Origin of the sequence: Hazenella coriacea (assembly GCF_004341825.1) — a bacterium.
GTDB lineage: Bacteria > Bacillota > Bacilli > Thermoactinomycetales > Thermoactinomycetaceae > Hazenella > Hazenella coriacea.
The window spans coordinates 348954-365352 of record NZ_SMAG01000002.1 but is presented as its reverse complement, the minus strand read 5'-3'; the positions used below and the strand labels follow the sequence as shown (position 1 = coordinate 365352).

11 protein-coding genes, 1 tRNA gene and 1 other annotated feature are annotated in these 16399 nt (G+C 35.3%); of the genes, 4 read left to right on the top strand and 8 right to left on the bottom strand.

Translation table 11 applies throughout. The features are described from left to right. Nucleotides 1–374: 374 nt before the first annotated feature. From EDD58_RS05060 to EDD58_RS05025, 8 genes are all read right to left on the bottom strand, one after another. Nucleotides 375–4067: a helicase-related protein gene (locus EDD58_RS05060; protein ID WP_131923750.1), complete on the bottom strand. Its 3693-nt coding sequence runs from the start codon at nt 4065–4067 to the stop codon at nt 375–377. 14 nt (nt 4068–4081) lie between these two features. Further along, complete coding sequence (locus EDD58_RS14760) at nt 4082–7135, bottom strand: hypothetical protein (protein ID WP_165875803.1); 3054 nt, start codon at nt 7133–7135, stop codon at nt 4082–4084. A 942-nt stretch (nt 7136–8077) separates the two neighbouring features. Further along, nucleotides 8078–9769, bottom strand: coding sequence for a methionine--tRNA ligase (gene metG, locus EDD58_RS05050; protein ID WP_131923749.1), 1692 nt, complete (start codon nt 9767–9769; stop codon nt 8078–8080). A gap of 205 nt (nt 9770–9974) precedes the next feature. Then, nucleotides 9975–10211, bottom strand: a binding site (T-box leader). A 70-nt stretch (nt 10212–10281) separates the two neighbouring features. Further along, nucleotides 10282–10923, bottom strand: a complete 642-nt coding sequence (locus tag EDD58_RS05045) for a hypothetical protein (RefSeq protein ID WP_131923748.1) — start codon at nt 10921–10923, stop codon at nt 10282–10284. 39 nt (nt 10924–10962) lie between these two features. Continuing rightward, nucleotides 10963–11700 (bottom strand): S8/S53 family peptidase, encoded by a 738-nt coding sequence (locus tag EDD58_RS05040; RefSeq protein WP_131923747.1) that lies wholly within the window; start codon nt 11698–11700, stop codon nt 10963–10965. A gap of 382 nt (nt 11701–12082) precedes the next feature. Continuing rightward, nucleotides 12083–12158, bottom strand: a tRNA-Ala gene (locus EDD58_RS05035). A gap of 76 nt (nt 12159–12234) precedes the next feature. Next, entirely contained in the window at nt 12235–12579 is a 345-nt protein-coding gene (locus EDD58_RS05030) for a DUF2085 domain-containing protein (protein ID WP_131923746.1), read from the bottom strand. Between the two features lie 218 nt (nt 12580–12797). Then, nucleotides 12798–13028, bottom strand: a complete 231-nt coding sequence (locus EDD58_RS05025) for a hypothetical protein (protein ID WP_131923745.1) — start codon at nt 13026–13028, stop codon at nt 12798–12800. Between the two features lie 218 nt (nt 13029–13246). Between EDD58_RS05025 and EDD58_RS05020 the strand changes: the two genes are divergently transcribed. The 4 genes from EDD58_RS05020 (at nt 13247) to EDD58_RS05010 (ending at nt 16391) form a co-directional block, all read left to right on the top strand. Further along, nucleotides 13247–14524: an MDR family MFS transporter gene (locus tag EDD58_RS05020; protein ID WP_131923744.1), complete on the top strand. Its 1278-nt coding sequence runs from the start codon at nt 13247–13249 to the stop codon at nt 14522–14524. A 43-nt stretch (nt 14525–14567) separates the two neighbouring features. After that, a complete protein-coding gene (locus EDD58_RS14755; RefSeq protein ID WP_165875802.1) occupies nt 14568–14765 on the top strand; it encodes a hypothetical protein in 198 nt (65 codons plus the stop codon). 73 nt (nt 14766–14838) lie between these two features. After that, entirely contained in the window at nt 14839–15462 is a 624-nt protein-coding gene (locus EDD58_RS05015; protein ID WP_131923743.1) for a peptide chain release factor 1, read from the top strand. A gap of 302 nt (nt 15463–15764) precedes the next feature. Then, nucleotides 15765–16391 carry a YkyA family protein gene (locus tag EDD58_RS05010; RefSeq protein ID WP_131923742.1) on the top strand — a complete coding sequence of 209 codons (627 nt, stop codon included), beginning with the start codon at nt 15765–15767 and terminating at the stop codon, nt 16389–16391. Nucleotides 16392–16399 lie beyond the last annotated feature (8 nt).

Below are 16399 nucleotides of genomic sequence, written 5' to 3'. Positions count from 1 at the left end.
AGGTCCTGTACCGATTCGTCGGATACCAGTATCCGTAAAGCGCCCATCGATTGAGTGTAGGATTTTAAATTTCAAGTAAAGGGTAAATCAGGGGAAATGTGATCATTTTCCCTTTTTCTGCTTAATATTTCTAACACACAAAAAACCCCCGAAACATCGAGGGTTTAAATACTTTGGTGGAGCATAGCGGGATCGAACCGCCTGACCTCTACACTGCCAGTGTGGCTTCACTCAATAACTCTAGTGATTTCTAGTGTAATATCAGTTAGAGAATCCGCATGAAATTGGTTATTCTAATTCTCTGTAGTGTGTAGTCAAAATGTCATGATATGGTCAACGTAAAAATCTCCGAAACTCACATCTTGAATGATATTTTATATTTTCTCCAGAAGGAGTAGATTTAATATATTTATCTCTGTAGATGTTAATAAGTAATTTTGCTGAAATCTGCTATCAAATGATTCTTCCAAAGCATCACTTTTAAAAGTAATAAAAGGAATATCCTTATAATCACTTGTAATTGGTGTCACTGATGTAACATCTGTAAAAGCCCTTGTTAAACCATAAAGTGCATCTAAAAATGTTTCATCAGTATCCTGACCCTTATACTCTTTAAATGCCTCAAACATTGAAAAAGCAAGAACTGGGATAGCTACGTATCTTTTATCATCCCGAGAGTTTTCTACAAAAGTATTTGAAAGTCTTCGGTGATTTTCTCTTTCGTATTCAAGTAACTCAATAATATGATTCAGCTTTTTCCGAAGATCCTCTGTAAGATCCTCTTTCAATGCCTGCTTAATTTTGATCATAAGGCTCTCACTATTTTTCCTGTTATGTACAAGAAATGCGATTTTTTCACTAATCAAATCCTGTATGTGGAATATCAACAAACCATTTGCAAATAGAAACGGACAAAATGGTTGGAAATTAATAAGCTGAGATAAATTTAGGCGAGCATGCTGCAAAAATTTAGGATAGATCTTTTCTGCAGTATATCCCTTTTGAAAAATCTGTTCATTTGTTTGAACTATCATGTTGCCAAATGTCGAGTTAAATTCTTCTCGAAGTTCTCGAAGTAATTCAAATCGTTCTTTACTAGCAAGTTCTTTGGCAATAAGCTTCATACAGTCTGACACATCTTGAATCAAACTATATTTAACTGGGGATATTCCACTACCTCCGAGTGGAACCAAACTAAGTGATCGATTTCCTATTTCAACCTTCCCGAAAATACGACTCACCAAGCTTGCTCTTGCTAATGTAAGAAATGACAACAGATGAATCACGATCTTACTTTTTTGATACTCTTCATCAGAATCCTGATAGACATATGAGTCTATAACAAAAAACTCAATACTCTTGTCTTTTTTAATATCCCAATCGCTATCTCCTCTCATCCGATAATAGAGTTGGATTTGTTCCATCATTTCTCTCTCAATATTAAAGGCTTGTAATACAGCAAGTATTTTTGTTGATTTTTTAAATGAAATCCCACGAGATGCTGAACTTGTCATAAACACACATCGGACTTGATCTGTTGCCTGGATCGCTCGCTCTCTTGCTTTTGCAGTTAATTGAGAAGTGATAACCATATAATGTTGATACTCTACTGCTTCTTCTCCAAATAAGAGACTGTAACGTTCAATAAACTTGTTTTTCAACTCCTCAATACGTTTAATGTTTTGCACATACACAATCACTTGTTCTTGCTCTGGTTTCTCTTTATTTGCTGTTAAATGCTCAAACACCCGGTCTAAGATAATATTATCTTGTTTCTCTGATAGACTTCGTTCCTTGTTAAGACGTTCCACTCCTGGTTGCTTTCCTGCAAGGTACTCATCTAAAGGTATTCCCTGAACATGAATATGATAGAGGAGACTTAATTTCTTTGCAGGATATGAATTGGTATTTACAAGCCAACCATTAACCTTTCCTTTTTTTATAGGGATTGGAATTTCTTTTGTTTGGATAGGCATAGTCCCTTCATTTTCACTAGTAATATATATCTTTGAATGATCAAAGCGAGATTCTTTATTAAGACATCGATGGACAATTGTCTCATTGGTCATTGATGCATCTGCCACAATCAGCTTTACATTCCATTTCTCCCTTCTTTTCTCATCTAACTTAGAGTAAATATTATCAAAAAGCCACTTTTTCAAAGATTGATAGAGGTGAACACCTTCATCTGTTCCAGTAATTTCATCAATCATTATCCAACAAATTGGATATCTCTCTACGAACTGGTCAAAAGCGTTATAATCAATAACAACATCTACTTCTTCCAAATAACGAACAAATGGAAACAACTTTTGTAAATGTTGGATTGTTGTTTTTTCTTTTGTTCGCTTTAACGCTTGAATCGAAAAGGTTCCAATAACTTTTCTTATATTCGGGTTTTCAATTTGTTCTTGAATACCCTCACAGAGTCTTTTTAAAACACCACCTGTTTTACTTTGAAAATCTTCTATAAATTCGTTATCCCCAACATCCCGGAAGATATGTGATCCTTTCTCTTCATGGCGATCTCTATTTTTGGGGAGATATGTCAATTTACGACTTGGTTGTAGGCGCTTGTCATCATTCATTACATAATTAACAACATTGACAGGAACCGCATTTATTACTTGCTCATCTGTGAAACTTGTACTAAGAGCAATTAAATCATCTACAAATAGACGATCTCCTTCTTTAAACTTTAGCAAGATATCATCATTTACCGTTCTTCGGCAACTTGTGTATAAAAACAAAAATCGTTCATGTTTTTTCAATTCATCCACTATAACAGTTGTTTTTCCAATACCAGGATTTCCAGTTAAATAGAGAATTCTTCGTTCGATTTCCTTCAATCCATCTGTTACAGATCTTGCATGATCATCCCGAAATGTTTTACCCTCTCCATATTTACCTGCCGTATTTTGAAATCCTTCAATATGGTCAGATATTGAAAACGTTCCTTGAACTTCTTTTACAAAGTCCTTTAATGACTCATGATCTATGTTCGTATTACGGATCATATTTCTTAATAAAATCTCTTTTGCGACTGGTGGAATCTCATCTTTCTTAATCTGTGGAATCCCATTGGGTTCTGGATTAGGTGTTACAAGAGGTAAATTTTTATATTCTTGATGACATCTCTTTAATAAAACGCCTTCCTCTGTGTGCGTCCATCCTTTAAGCGGGATCTTAAAGTTCACAATTGAGTAATCATAATCAACTTTCCCCATAATAGATACTTCACAATTGCCTGTCTGTATCTTAGCTTTTTTCGTCATAAAATCTAAAAATGAATACGCATATGATCCAGCTTGAACTATTTTCAACAACGTCTTATCTTTAACGACATGGGCATACTGTAACAACAAACGATGAAGTTGAATATTTTCAATTCCCGATGTATCCATGGTCAGATGACTAAATTTCGTTTTCCTTCCCATTTCACTTCGGATTTTTTGTAGGCTTTTTAGAAGACGTTCAGGATTATCAATTCCTACTAAGCGATGAAGAAATACACTATTGTCAGTTATAAGCAAAAAGAACCGTGTTCCTTGTTTCAATAAAACAATGCTGTCTGCTTTAAGAAATTTCCCCTTTTTTTGGTAATAGTTTATCATGGATTCTTCCATATCATAATTAAAAGCTTTGTTTATATCATGCACCACTGCTTCTCTTAACTTGTCCTGAAGTATATCTTGATTTAATGGGTCGATAAAATTTGATTGAAAATAAACCACTTCCGTTTTAAGATTCCTAATTAAAGGGATAGATTGAATGTAGTGCCTCATTGCATGTTGTCCTGAAAAATATCCGAAAAAGAAAATATGTTCAATATTTCTTCTGATTTCTTCAAAGGCTGACTCATCAGTGATGTTATTCTTGTTCCGAAAAGAAATAACAAAGTTAGAAAAACATTGATCTGGGAGTTCCATCCACTTCGTTAAGCGGTCCTTTATGCTTGGATTTAACTCTATATTCTCGCTTTTTAATTGAACTAAAGATGAAAAGAGACCGATATTATATCCGTACTCGTAAACAAAACCATAATCATAACTAAAGGTTGATATCATAACTCAGGGACGTATTAACGCCCCTCCACCTCCTTAATTGCAAAAACCTTTGTATGAAGATAAGAAAAATAAGCAAGCATATTCATTTGAAACGCCTTTTTCCCCCACTTTACATCTAGACCTGATTTCTTTGCCACGCCTTCGTCGCCAAATAGTCGGCTATATGGATCAACTTTTATAGTAGGCTTATTTTTCGACTCAAAACGACTAGTATGCAAAAGCACCAAAGCACGAATAAGATTTGGTTTAATTCCATTTGGGTCGATGAGAGCAGACTGGATCTTATTGTTCATTACTTCATCACTGTAGATTCGACTCCAAGTTTGATAGGTAATCAAGCTATTATACACATGACGTTGTTCCTTTACAGGCAAACCGTTCCCACTATACAGCTGGAACACTGGTATAATCCCTACATGATCTTCATAAAGGCTTTTTTGTATATGACTGGTATCATCGACAAAAAGTCCAACCTTTCTTCTTTGTTTTCCTTCATGTGCTTCATATGCTCGTGTTAAGGTAACATGTAAAGGGTATATGGCTATATCCCCTGCGACATATAATGAATCCATTAGTTTTTGATTCATGAAATACAACTCTTTTTGGTTGTTTTTCTTGTTCAAAAATTTAGTTGTAAAGGGGGTTTTTGCTACATATAGAACATGTCTATATCCCTCTTCATACAATTTTTGAACAATATCGACTAGTACTTTTGATTGTTCATAAACCGTTTCGTTATAATGATCGAAATATGTACCATAACGCCTGAACGTACTCGTTGATCCTGTACTATCTATGGTGTATACCTCACCAAATACTCCCGTTCGATAGTAATCACCTTTTACCTGGAAATCTGATTTCATAGAAGTAATAATGACAATTGCTATTTTTGGAATCTTAATTGGAACATCTAATTTAAACTTCTTTGGAACATTGGCATACACAGAATGAATTGCATTGCCAATCTTATACTTTTGGTTAAAAGTACCAAAGACAAATCCTTGAGAACCAGTGTTAGAATTCATACCAAATAAAAACTCTAACTCCTTAGTATACTGACGGATTAATCCTCCCATTTTAGTGTACTCGTCTTCGCGATTATCATTGTGCTGATGAAAATGCCAAAAAGAAAGAAACAAATTCTGCTGTTTTTCACGTATCTGTTCTGTATATGCCACTAAAAACAGATAAACAAAAAGCTTGAATACAAATAAAAAGACAAACTCTTCAACAGGGGTTTCATATGTAAGAAATTCTGGATAGGGAATACATACTTTCTTTATTGTTGTATCTTGTTGAATATATTGTGTAGATTCTCGCCCTAAAACTCTATTTCTTATATCGTATGGCAAAAACATAATTGGCAAAATTTCATCCTGTTCACATACTTCATTCTGATAAGAAATTTCCTCATGGTGTTCTTTTGAACACAAGAAAGTATTGCTAAACTCAATCTCATACTCGAAACTAAACAGACTATCTTCTAATATTTCTTTTGTCAGAATCGTATATTTGTAGTTGTGAGTATTTAGTTCATTTCGTAATACGTTAACTCGGTCAGCTGAAAAAAGATTCGGTTCTAAAATGCTTTTAAGGAAAGTCATGCGTCGTTTATAGGTTTTGGTTGATCCTTGATCTCGAACTTTTTTAAAATGATCACAGAGCATTTCCCTTATTTCGTTTAATTGCTCCGTAATATGACCTGATCTATATTCATTTTTATAAAAGAAAGTTTTTGCTAAATCACGATACCAAGAATGGAGATCTTCTCGTTTTGGACTACCATCATAGCTAGCTATATGGTCAAGATCCTGTTTCAATGTATCTGATGGGTCATATGTTCCATCTTCTAGATTGAGTAAAAAATATTTAAGCAAGACTACCCGAATGGCCCCGAACCAATACTCATTTGCCATCTCTTTTGTAGTTTCAAAGTAATCTTCTTGATCCCCATACTTTGCTAGTGAAATTAGTTTTTGAGTATGATAGACATACGACCTTTTTCCTTTTCCTTCTGCAATTTCAGCATTCTGTACCTCTCCATTAAGTTTCAATGAAACTCCATATTGCTCAATGTTTTTCTCATTATTATTTGTAGAAGCCATGATTTGAGATAAAACACCCATAAAAGGTAAAAAGCCATATACATCATTTTTATGACGAAATGTATTTAAGATATCGCGATTTTCTCCCATGAACTCTACTGGTAAATACCTTGCTTCTTTCAGAAACTCTGTCAATAGCTCTTCAAGTTTTTCAAATCGCTCCGTATACCGTTTCAACAAGGATACTGTTTCTTTATGCTTTACTATAAACTTAGTATCCATGTTGCTAAGTAGGTAATCTAAATATAAAAAACCAGACGAGCGCTTGACCGCAGCAAAATGATTCTCTTCGATAAAGTTATAGAGAGTATCTGCAAGTATACCTTGAGAACGAATTTGTTCTATAACTGTGTCTTTAAAGAAATCATCTTCATATTCTACTTCAAAATAACGAATCAACGATTGTTTAATAGATTCCATTAGATGATCTGTCTTATAGCTGATTTTCACATTGTCGTGACGAAGAATATTTTTTTCACTGATAGAGTCAAATACATTATATTCCAACTTCCCAAAGCTAGTTTTTCTTTCTTCATTTTGCATTTTTATCGAAAAAGAACCTAAGGCTTGCGCTGGCTTTGTTTTTGTAAGAATATCGCTTAAACGATTTGGCTTAGGCGAAACACCCTGACTATCTAATACCTTTTTCATCAAATCCATTAATTCTTGCAAGTCTTCGTGCTCTCGTTCCTTGTTCTGGAAATTGAGAGTTACAAAGTTATTTTTACTTCCAGTAAGGACTGTTTCATCCATACTCATTTCTGCAAAGAACTGTTTTGATACCTTAGTGCGTAAATCTTCAACTACTTCATGACATATAGGGTATAAATTCTTAGCAAAGAACACATTTCCACCCTTCTCATGTATGAGAAGTTTAGGAAGCCTTTTCTTCATTGCACTGTACAAAATCTCATAACTAATAGGACTAAGTGGATTTTTCTTATCATTTAGCTCATTGCTCATGTATAACCCCTCCATCATTGCGTTAGTAAACTTCCATCATTCGGTAAATAAATTAACATAATTCCACAAAATATATGGACTGTTTTATAAAATACTCTATCATTTCTATCTTCACCAAACTCTTTGTCATATAACTATTTCCCTAACTACTATGATAACGAGTCACCCATCCTAAAACCGATAGCTTCTAGGTCTTTCTTCCTTAAATTTATCTAAACCAAAACAAATTTATCAATTCCCCCTCTATTAATTTATTATTTGTTATTTTACTAATATTCGATATGACAAACATAAAAACCTACCAGATATTGAATAAACAATTCATAAATTCAGCGGGGTTAAAGCTAAATCAACCTATACTTATACTAACCAGGTTAAATAAACCCTTCAGGAACCAGTGGTGAGCTGAAACCTCTTTCTGTGAAATATACGTTGCCTCTGAGTAGTGAAATGTCCAATATTTATTTTGAAAGTGGAACGATGTCAAATTTTTATATGCTTCTTTTAATGAAGTTACTTAGCAATAAAAATGACAGATAAACAGTGAGGAGATGTGGTCTAAGAACCATTAAATCATAACACAGACCCCCAATTCACCAGTTGGTCGTTACTTGCCTCATCAACTTGTAATTTTGTACATCTTTTAAGAATCTTAAATATTAGCTGCCCCTTTTAACGATAATAGAGTAGAAAAGACGCTTTCCCTTTCGATTAACCATACCAAAAAAGATTCTTTCTCAGATTACGTAAAAAGATGTTGATATACTCCAATTTTCCCTTATTACTCTTATACCAACCTAGCACTGGCATAATGATAGATTTCATAGTTTTAGGATCATGATTAAGAAAAAATTCTATCTCGGGGCAAATAGTTTTTTCTAATCGAAAATGACCTGTGATCTGCATTTATGACAACAGATCACAGGTCAAAAATAATAAAATCTACGCTTCGTCTCCAGCAAACTTAGCTTTATAAGCATTTAAATCTTCTTCTTCAATGCGTTTGAACAATAAATCTGGAACCTCAAATGGATGGTTTTCCTTCATGTATTCTAGATCTACAGCATCCACAAAAGCCATATTGTAATCTTTTCGTTCCAAGTTCAAAGATTGGAATACTTTTTCTGTTGTCTGTGGAATGATGGGACTAGCAGCGATGGCAAAGATCCGAATTAGATTAATGGTTGTTCGCAATACCATCGCTGCCTCTTCTCTATCTTGATGAAGCAGACTCCAAGGCACTCTTTCATCTAGATACAAGTTACCCTGTGACCAAAGCTCTCTCAGGTAAGAAATTGCTTTTCTAAACTCTTGATTCCGCAGTGCATCTCGATACTGTATCATAATCTGTTTACAGGTTTCGTGTAATTCTTTTTCTCTAAAGCCTAACCCTCCACCTTCAGGTAATGCTTTACCAAATTTAGAGGCTGTTAGCTTCAAAGTACGATTTACAATGTTTCCGAAAGTACCAACTAAATCTTTATTCACTACACTCGCAAATGTTTCCCATGTAAAACTGGAATCATCAGACTCAGGAGAATGCGCAATTAAGAAGTACCGCCAATAATCCGCTGGTAAAATTTCCAAAGCTTGATCCATGAAAACTCCACGTTTTTGACTAGTCGAGAACTTTCCTCCATAGTATGTTAGCCAGTTGAAACTCTTTATGTTAGTAGCTTGAGTCCAAGGCCTTTTGGTACCTAACAGCATTCCAGGAAAGAATACAGCGTGGAAAGGAACATTGTCTTTCGCCATAAATTGGGTATACACTACATCGTTTGCATCAACCCACCAAGACTCCCAATTTCTTTCGCTAGGATTTGCATCTGCCCATTCTTTTGTAGCACCTATGTACTCGATTGGTGCATCAAACCAAACATAAAAGACTTTCTCTTCGAATCCTTCTTTTGGAATAGAAATTCCCCATTTTAAATCTCGAGTGATACAACGGGACTGTAAACCTTCATTTATCCATTTCATTGCGATAGATGTAGTTAATCGTGGCCAATGACCATGTGAGAGTACCCAATCTTTGATATCATCGCTCAACTTATCCAGCCTTAAAAACAAGTGCTTTGTAGATTTAATCTCTAAATCTGTACTTTTAGAAACAGCAGATCTAGGATTAATAAGCTCTGTTGGATCTAACACAGAAGTACAATATTCACACTGATCTCCCCGAGCTGCCTCATAACCGCATTTTGGACAGATTCCTTCTACATAACGGTCAGGTAAGAAACGTTGATCTGTAAGAGAGTAAACCTGTTTAATTTCTTTTTCTTCAATAAAACCGTTTTTATCAAGATCTAAAAAAATCTCTTTTGTTAATCCGTGATTTTGTTGGGATGAGCTTCTTCCAAAGTAATCAAATGAAAGATTAAATTGTTCATAGATATTTGCTTGCTTATGATGCATTTGGAAACAATAATCCTTTATTTCTAGATTCTCCTTTAAAGCTGAAAGCTCTGCAGGAGTCCCATGCTCATCTGTTGCACAGATAAATAATACTTCTTCTCCATCTTGTCTTAAAAAGCGTGCGTATACATCTGCAGGAAGTAGCGACCCTGCAAGATTTCCTAGATGTTTAATACCGTTTATATATGGCAATGCACTTGTAATTAAATATTTAGGCATTTGCTTACCTCCCAAGCAATCATTCTTTTCATTATAAGCGTATGAAAGGACAACATTATTTCCGCTTATAATGTCTTGATTTTCTTACACTGTCGGAATAACTAAGTTTTGTACAATTGGATAATGACCATCAGCAATTATGTCTAAGTAGTCAGCTCCCTGATATGGACACTCTCCTTCCAAATAAAAAACTCGCCTCCAACTGTATTGGGGCGAGAAAAATTCGCGGTACCACCCAACTTTAGTGAACGATAATTAGAAAGCCATCATCCACCCTTCAGGGCAACCCGATAACGCTGGTGTGCGTAGATTTCCTATTGAGTGTCCCGTTCAGAAATCCTTCTCAAAGGCCATGTTCACGAAGTTCCCTATGTCGGCTTTCACCTTTCCCGACTCTCTGGTGATAGTTCCGTTCGTTACTCATCCTTATCACTGAATGTGTTGATATACAAATAGTTGATTCATTTTATCTTATCTAATAACTAACTGCAATATTCTAAGAACACCTTTTTTTAAAATTTCCCATTATTATTCTTATACCAATCTAACACTGGTGCAATGAAAGAATCCATGATTGTTGGATCAGGATCAGGCAAAATGTCCATCTCAGGGGCATCTGGAAAATATTTTTGCAAAAACAGATTGATACAGATCCAAATATCGATCGATTTATATTCTACCAGAGACATCCATTTATCTAACTCTTCCTTTGCAGTTGTATTAAGCAGTGTATAAGCCCAAGATTCTCTTACACCAAAATCACTTGATTCTTTGTGTGCTCTAATCCAATATTCCCTTCTCTCGATTTGATCAATTGGATCTCCTAAACCTTGTAGAGCTACTTTTTTCACCATCGGAGACTCATCATTAGTATATTTCCATATTTCTTCTCTAGTTAGCTTGTTGTCTTTGATCAAGATCGTTAATGCTAATGCTCTCTCCAGTGGATTGTCGGATAGAATCGACTGGTTTTCATCTGTGACCCTTACTAGCGGTTCTAAAGATGGTTGATTGCTGTTCCGATAACCATCTTGTAAAGCTTTTAGTGCCTTCTCTGCATTTACAATATGAGCAGGAAAACCTTCTATAATATCTGCTGTATCTATTAACACATTTCGAATGTCATTGGGTGTAACATCTGGAATGGTTGACATGAAGTATGCACTTAAGCCAGCTACTAGAGTAGAACTACCTCAAGTGCCTCCAAAGTAATCCAATCCACCACTCGTTAAACTAGGTAAAGGTAGATAAGTATAAGGAGCAAGTAAATCAGGTCTCCAATGACCATCACCATTCAAACCAAAGGATACTGACGGATGCTGTTTGTAGCTCCTCTGATCACTTGACCCACTATCATCAAATCCACCAATAACAAAAAATGATTTAGGATGTAAATTGTTATGTACCTTGGAATTACCCCCAGCTGCAATAACCATTAACCCAGCATCTAATACAGGTTGTAAAGCCTGTACATTTAAATCTTCTTTTGTTGGAGACATCCAACCTCTTTCTTGAGGAACACTTAAATTTAAACAAATCTTTACATTCCAATCCTGTTGTAAAATCCATTCTAATCCTTTCTTTCTTCGTTCTGGCTGACTCGCATAAAAGAAAATGAAATGAGCTGACTGTACTAAACCAGAATACATATTCTCTTTGAATTTCATTGGTTGATGAGCTAAAAGGCTAAGTAACTTCAAACCATGCTCTGTATATTTATCTACTTCTTTTGTTAAAGGCTCCTTTAATACATCAGAACAAGTAATGCTAAAATCTTTATGCACTTTTACTCTCTTTATCTTGCCTTTTAAATGCCTCAGGGAGACATGTGGAGTGATTTCATCCAAAATAATGATTCCTATTCCTTGACCTGATCTTTTATCAAGCGGTTGGGATAGTCCTATTCTTTTCCAAGACGGTTCTACAATCATAGTTCTTCCAACTCCGATCCAGATCGTTTAATATCCATGATGTCTAAGCCAAAGTTCTAACCCTAATGTTCTTGAGATTAACTGATTTTCAATACACAATAGTAAAAAAATTTTTATAAATTTGCTTCAATTCCTTCTTAACTGTTCCCTATAGCCTCTTATACATAAAAAAACACTTTAAGCGCCTATGACTCTAACCTCATTTTTGATCACATAATCATCATGGCTAAATACACCAACCTAAAGCCTTTTCTCTTGGTACACTAATGTTTTTCAGTGCCATCTACTTACCTTAAGTGTGTGTTTAAACAGGCTTTTCATCCCATATCCATTTCCCTATAAACACTAAAAAACCCCCGAAACATCGAGGGTTTAAATACTTTGGTGGAGCATAGCGGGATCGAACCGCTGACCTCTACACTGCCAGTGTAGCGCTCTCCCAGCTGAGCTAATGCCCCATATACTATTTTCAATGACAAAATCAATTTTACTCAAATCTTATAAGAAAGTCAAGGGGATAGCAGAAGATATTCTTCACCAACTGGATAGCCAACTAGCTAGTTTGATCGATAGATCAACAATGATGATCGATAATCCTAAACCGCTCAAAGAGCCCGTGATGACACGAAGAAGATTAGTACTCTCCCGCCATTTAAACAGTTGTGTAAAGCCATCGATCAGCATAGGGAGTTGTAAAGGAACACCAACCCACCACGGAAGTTCAATGGGTACTAGAAATAAGATAGGAATCCACAAGTATCCGAGCAACATACTCATACAGCGGGCGCAGATGGGAAGTGGCTTTCCTTTCATATGTAGACAGCGATTAGGTTTTCGATGACAGGGAATCATTAGGATTAGATTTTTCAATAGTGGCATGGTCTATTTCTCCTTATTGCTTGAACCAATAACATTCGGAAGTTCTGTCCAGAATTAATTCATCATAAAAAGTCTAGTTTTTATCGTTGTTAAATTTTTTAAGAATCGGAATCGCTAACCATAATACTCGTATCAATAAAACTAGTGATATGAGAGATAGTAACATAATTGAAAACCAACCCAAACTAAAAAGGGACATCACTATTTCATTTTATGAACTAATGGCTACAATCACAGGAGTCACCACAACTACAAATCTCACATTCCAAGGCGTTACAATCCGGCACTTTATCACGATTTCTTCTCCTTGAGTAATAAATAACAATCATTAAACTCATCAATAAAGCGATACTGCCCACACCGATCCCTAAGCCCCACTTTTCATCGACCAGTAAGATCACAGTTGCCACATATAAGATAAGGTTAATAGAAACGATAAAATAGAACATGATGTCTTCCTCTCTGATGTGATGGGGAATCTAAATTTCATCCAAACATCTATATATTTATCATCTATTTTTTCAATTCGAAAAACAAGCCCCATTTTACTTTATTTGCATTTTTTATTATTAATCCGGAAAATATTTATTGCTATAAATGGAAAATCATTATATGATTTATTATGCAACCCGAAATTCTCGCTGCTCAGAAAAAAGGGGAAGTTCGGATGAAAGGTATGATTCAAGATTTAAAAGCAATGGATCGCAACATTTGGATCCGTTTTATTGGTGAGACTGTGAATGGGATTGCATTTATGATGCTAATGCCATTTTTCGCATTATATCTAAAAGATAAAGTGGACTCTTTAGTTCATGTGGGGATTGTCATGGCGATTTCCCCAATTGCAGCATCATTTGGTTCCATCTTAGGTGGGCGGATTGCTGATCTCTATGGTCGCAAGCCCATTATGATTATATCTATGTTTGGAAACGGGATTTTGATGTTAGGATTTCTATTTTTTGATAGCTTCTATGCTTTTATGGCTCTTTCCGCATTTTTAGGAATCTTCAACTCCTTATTCCACCCCGCAGCTTCTGCGATGGTGACTGATGTCACTGAACCCGAAAACCGAACCCAAGCTTTTGGTTTATTACGAATGGGACATAATATTGGAGCGGCGATCGGTCCACTCATCGGTGCATCTGTGATGGTTATTTCCAAATCTATTATTTTTATCGCAACATCTTCAACCCTTATTCTTTACTCCCTCATTGTCCTTCTTTTTATTGAAGAGACACTTCCCAAAGAGGCTCGAGGGAAACAACACACCTCCTCTGAGGATGAACAGCCAACTCCATCCACTTGGAAAGTACTTTTACAAGATAAAGTGTTACTCGTATTTATTATTACAGGGGTCGTGATCTCCATGGGCTTCTCTCAAACTGAGGGAATGCTTCCACTCCATTTTGACAACGAGATGTCCAATATCTTCGGTTTAAATAACCCCTTCCCTTATCTCATGGCATTAAATGGAGCAATGGTCGTCTTATTTCAATTTCAAATATCTCGTTGGGCCAATCGTCACTCCAATGGCAAAGTGATGCTTCTTGGAGCTTCTCTGTTTGGCATAGGACTGCTTGCGATCGGTTGGCTTCCTTTCTATTTTGGACAATGGAATACAGACAAAGCAATGGCTCTAGGAGTACTTCTCTTTATTTATGCGATTTACACTTTGGGTGAGATGGTTATGTCCCCCGTTCAAATGACATTTGTAGCCAACATCGCTCCAGAACACCTTCGCGGTACTTATATGGGAGCAGCCGGGTTGCAGTGGATTGTTGGTGGTGCAATTGGACCTATTTTCGGTGGATATTTCTTTGAACATTCGCAAGGAAACTTTAACTTCACCCTACTCGGATTAGGTTGTCTTGTAGCTGGATTTGTCTATCTAGCCCTTGATACTTGGATAAAAAAACAAAGCATCAAACAAAAGCAGGTCGCTTAGACCCTAAAGAGATCCCTATTGGATTCGTTTGGGATCTCTTAAAGTGGATTTAACTGAGTTTGATCAATTAGATTCAGAGATATCAGACTTACGGAAACAAATTGAAAACCACTATGAACCATTCAAATACTCTTGGGATGTGTTACACAATGCGGCATTAGGCCAAAGAGTAAATAATGAGCCAAAAGGACCTCTATTTATAGGGGTTTTTTTCTTGAAAAATATAATAAAAATTGCTTGAAAAAACCAGAAAACAATGTAGAATATAGTTCTAGGAGCAATTTTTTCTATTACATACCAAAAGGTGAGATTATATGAAAAAAATACTATTACTAGCTAGTTGTATTTTTCTTTTATCTGGTTGTTCCCTCTTTGCTGATTATTACAACGCAGATCAATTGGCTAATGAAATGGATCAATTAGTACGAACTGAAAATGATACCAATGATAAAATCAACCAAGACTTAGAAAAGAAGTATGAAGAAGCTTCTGTACTTATTCAATCTGTACAGGTGGGAGATAAAGCTAAATTAGAAGAGATTAACAAGAAAATAGAAGAAGCAAAAGCCATCTCCACGAAATACAAACAGGAAGTACAAAAAATTCAAAAGCAATTTCCTGACTTAAAAGCAAAAGCAGCTAAGTTAGAAGATCCAGAAATCAAAAAATTGGCTGATACCTTTATCGGTGATTTTACTAAAACAACTGAGACTGAAATCAAACAAGCTGAAGAATTTGACAAGCTATTAGTTGCTACTGCAAAGTTAGCACAAGACATTGTGGATAATAAAGAACCTAATCTTGATGAATATGATGCAATTCTCGACAATATAGATCAATTAGCTGGCCAACTTAACCCAGAAATCGAAAATTTCAATAAATCTTGGAATGCTTTTCACAAAGCTGCGATTGGAACTGAAATCCAACAACCTAAATAAAATACAACTCCATCCAAACAGAGACCCTTTCTAGAAAGTGGTCTCTGTTTTTGATTATTTTCATCTTAATATTTTAGCTTTGCCATTTTTGGCACACCACCTTATGTATAGTAGAAGAGTACTGTAAGAATCCCTGATAGTATTTGATTTTCCCCCAGTACCCTCATATTTTTTTCTTTGAACTGCACCTAGAATAATTAATTCTAAAAAGCAATATAAATGGCTTGAAAAAGCCTTGAAATAAGGTAACATATATTTCTAGGTGCATTTTTTTTAAAACTATATAAAAAGGTGATTATAAAATGAAAAAATTGGCATTATTCGTTACTTGTATCTTTCTTCTTTCTGGTTGTTCATTATTTGCCGATTATTACAATGCTGACCAATTAGCTAATGAAATGAATAAATTAGTGGATACATCCAATGGCTTAATTGATAAAGAACTAAAAGAACTAGGCGATAAAGATGATGAAATCGCTGCTATTGCTGAATCTTTGGATCCAGAAAATCTAGACCAAAAGAAACTGGATGAGGTTCAAGCGAAAATTACTGAATCAAAAGGTATTAATGATCGATACAAAGCAGAAGTACAAAAGATCCAAAAACAATTTCCTGATTTAAAAGCTAAAGCAGCTAAATTGGAAGATCCAAAAATCAAAGAACTCGCGGACTCCTTTATTGCTGATTTTTCCAAAGCTAATGAAGCACAAATCAAATTATCTGATACTACGGCTGAATACCTAGCGATCGAAGAACAACTGTTTAAAGATATTGCTGATAAAAAAGAACCCGCTCTTGATAAAGTGGAAGAAATCACTAAAAAACTTGAAGAGGTACACAACGAGTTTAACCAAGGAATCGATAAATTTAATGTGTCTTGGGAAGCATTTAATAAAGCGGCAACAGGGAATAAAGTAGAAGCTAAATAATACTCAAA

What these genes read in the sequence shown, in the direction of transcription:
- EDD58_RS05060 (WP_131923750.1), bottom strand. Translation starts at nt 4,067, where the DNA reads ATGATATCAACCTTTAGTTATGATTATGGTTTTGTTTACGAGTACGGA.
- EDD58_RS14760 (WP_165875803.1), bottom strand. Translation starts at nt 7,135, where the DNA reads ATGAGCAATGAGCTAAATGATAAGAAAAATCCACTTAGTCCTATTAGT.
- metG (WP_131923749.1), bottom strand. Translation starts at nt 9,769, where the DNA reads ATGCCTAAATATTTAATTACAAGTGCATTGCCATATATAAACGGTATT.
- EDD58_RS05045 (WP_131923748.1), bottom strand. Translation starts at nt 10,923, where the DNA reads ATGTCAACCATTCCAGATGTTACACCCAATGACATTCGAAATGTGTTA.
- EDD58_RS05040 (WP_131923747.1), bottom strand. Translation starts at nt 11,700, where the DNA reads ATGATTGTAGAACCGTCTTGGAAAAGAATAGGACTATCCCAACCGCTT.
- EDD58_RS05030 (WP_131923746.1), bottom strand. Translation starts at nt 12,579, where the DNA reads ATGCCACTATTGAAAAATCTAATCCTAATGATTCCCTGTCATCGAAAA.
- EDD58_RS05025 (WP_131923745.1), bottom strand. Translation starts at nt 13,028, where the DNA reads ATGTTCTATTTTATCGTTTCTATTAACCTTATCTTATATGTGGCAACT.
- EDD58_RS05020 (WP_131923744.1), top strand. Translation starts at nt 13,247, where the DNA reads ATGAAAGGTATGATTCAAGATTTAAAAGCAATGGATCGCAACATTTGG.
- EDD58_RS05015 (WP_131923743.1), top strand. Translation starts at nt 14,839, where the DNA reads ATGAAAAAAATACTATTACTAGCTAGTTGTATTTTTCTTTTATCTGGT.
- EDD58_RS05010 (WP_131923742.1), top strand. Translation starts at nt 15,765, where the DNA reads ATGAAAAAATTGGCATTATTCGTTACTTGTATCTTTCTTCTTTCTGGT.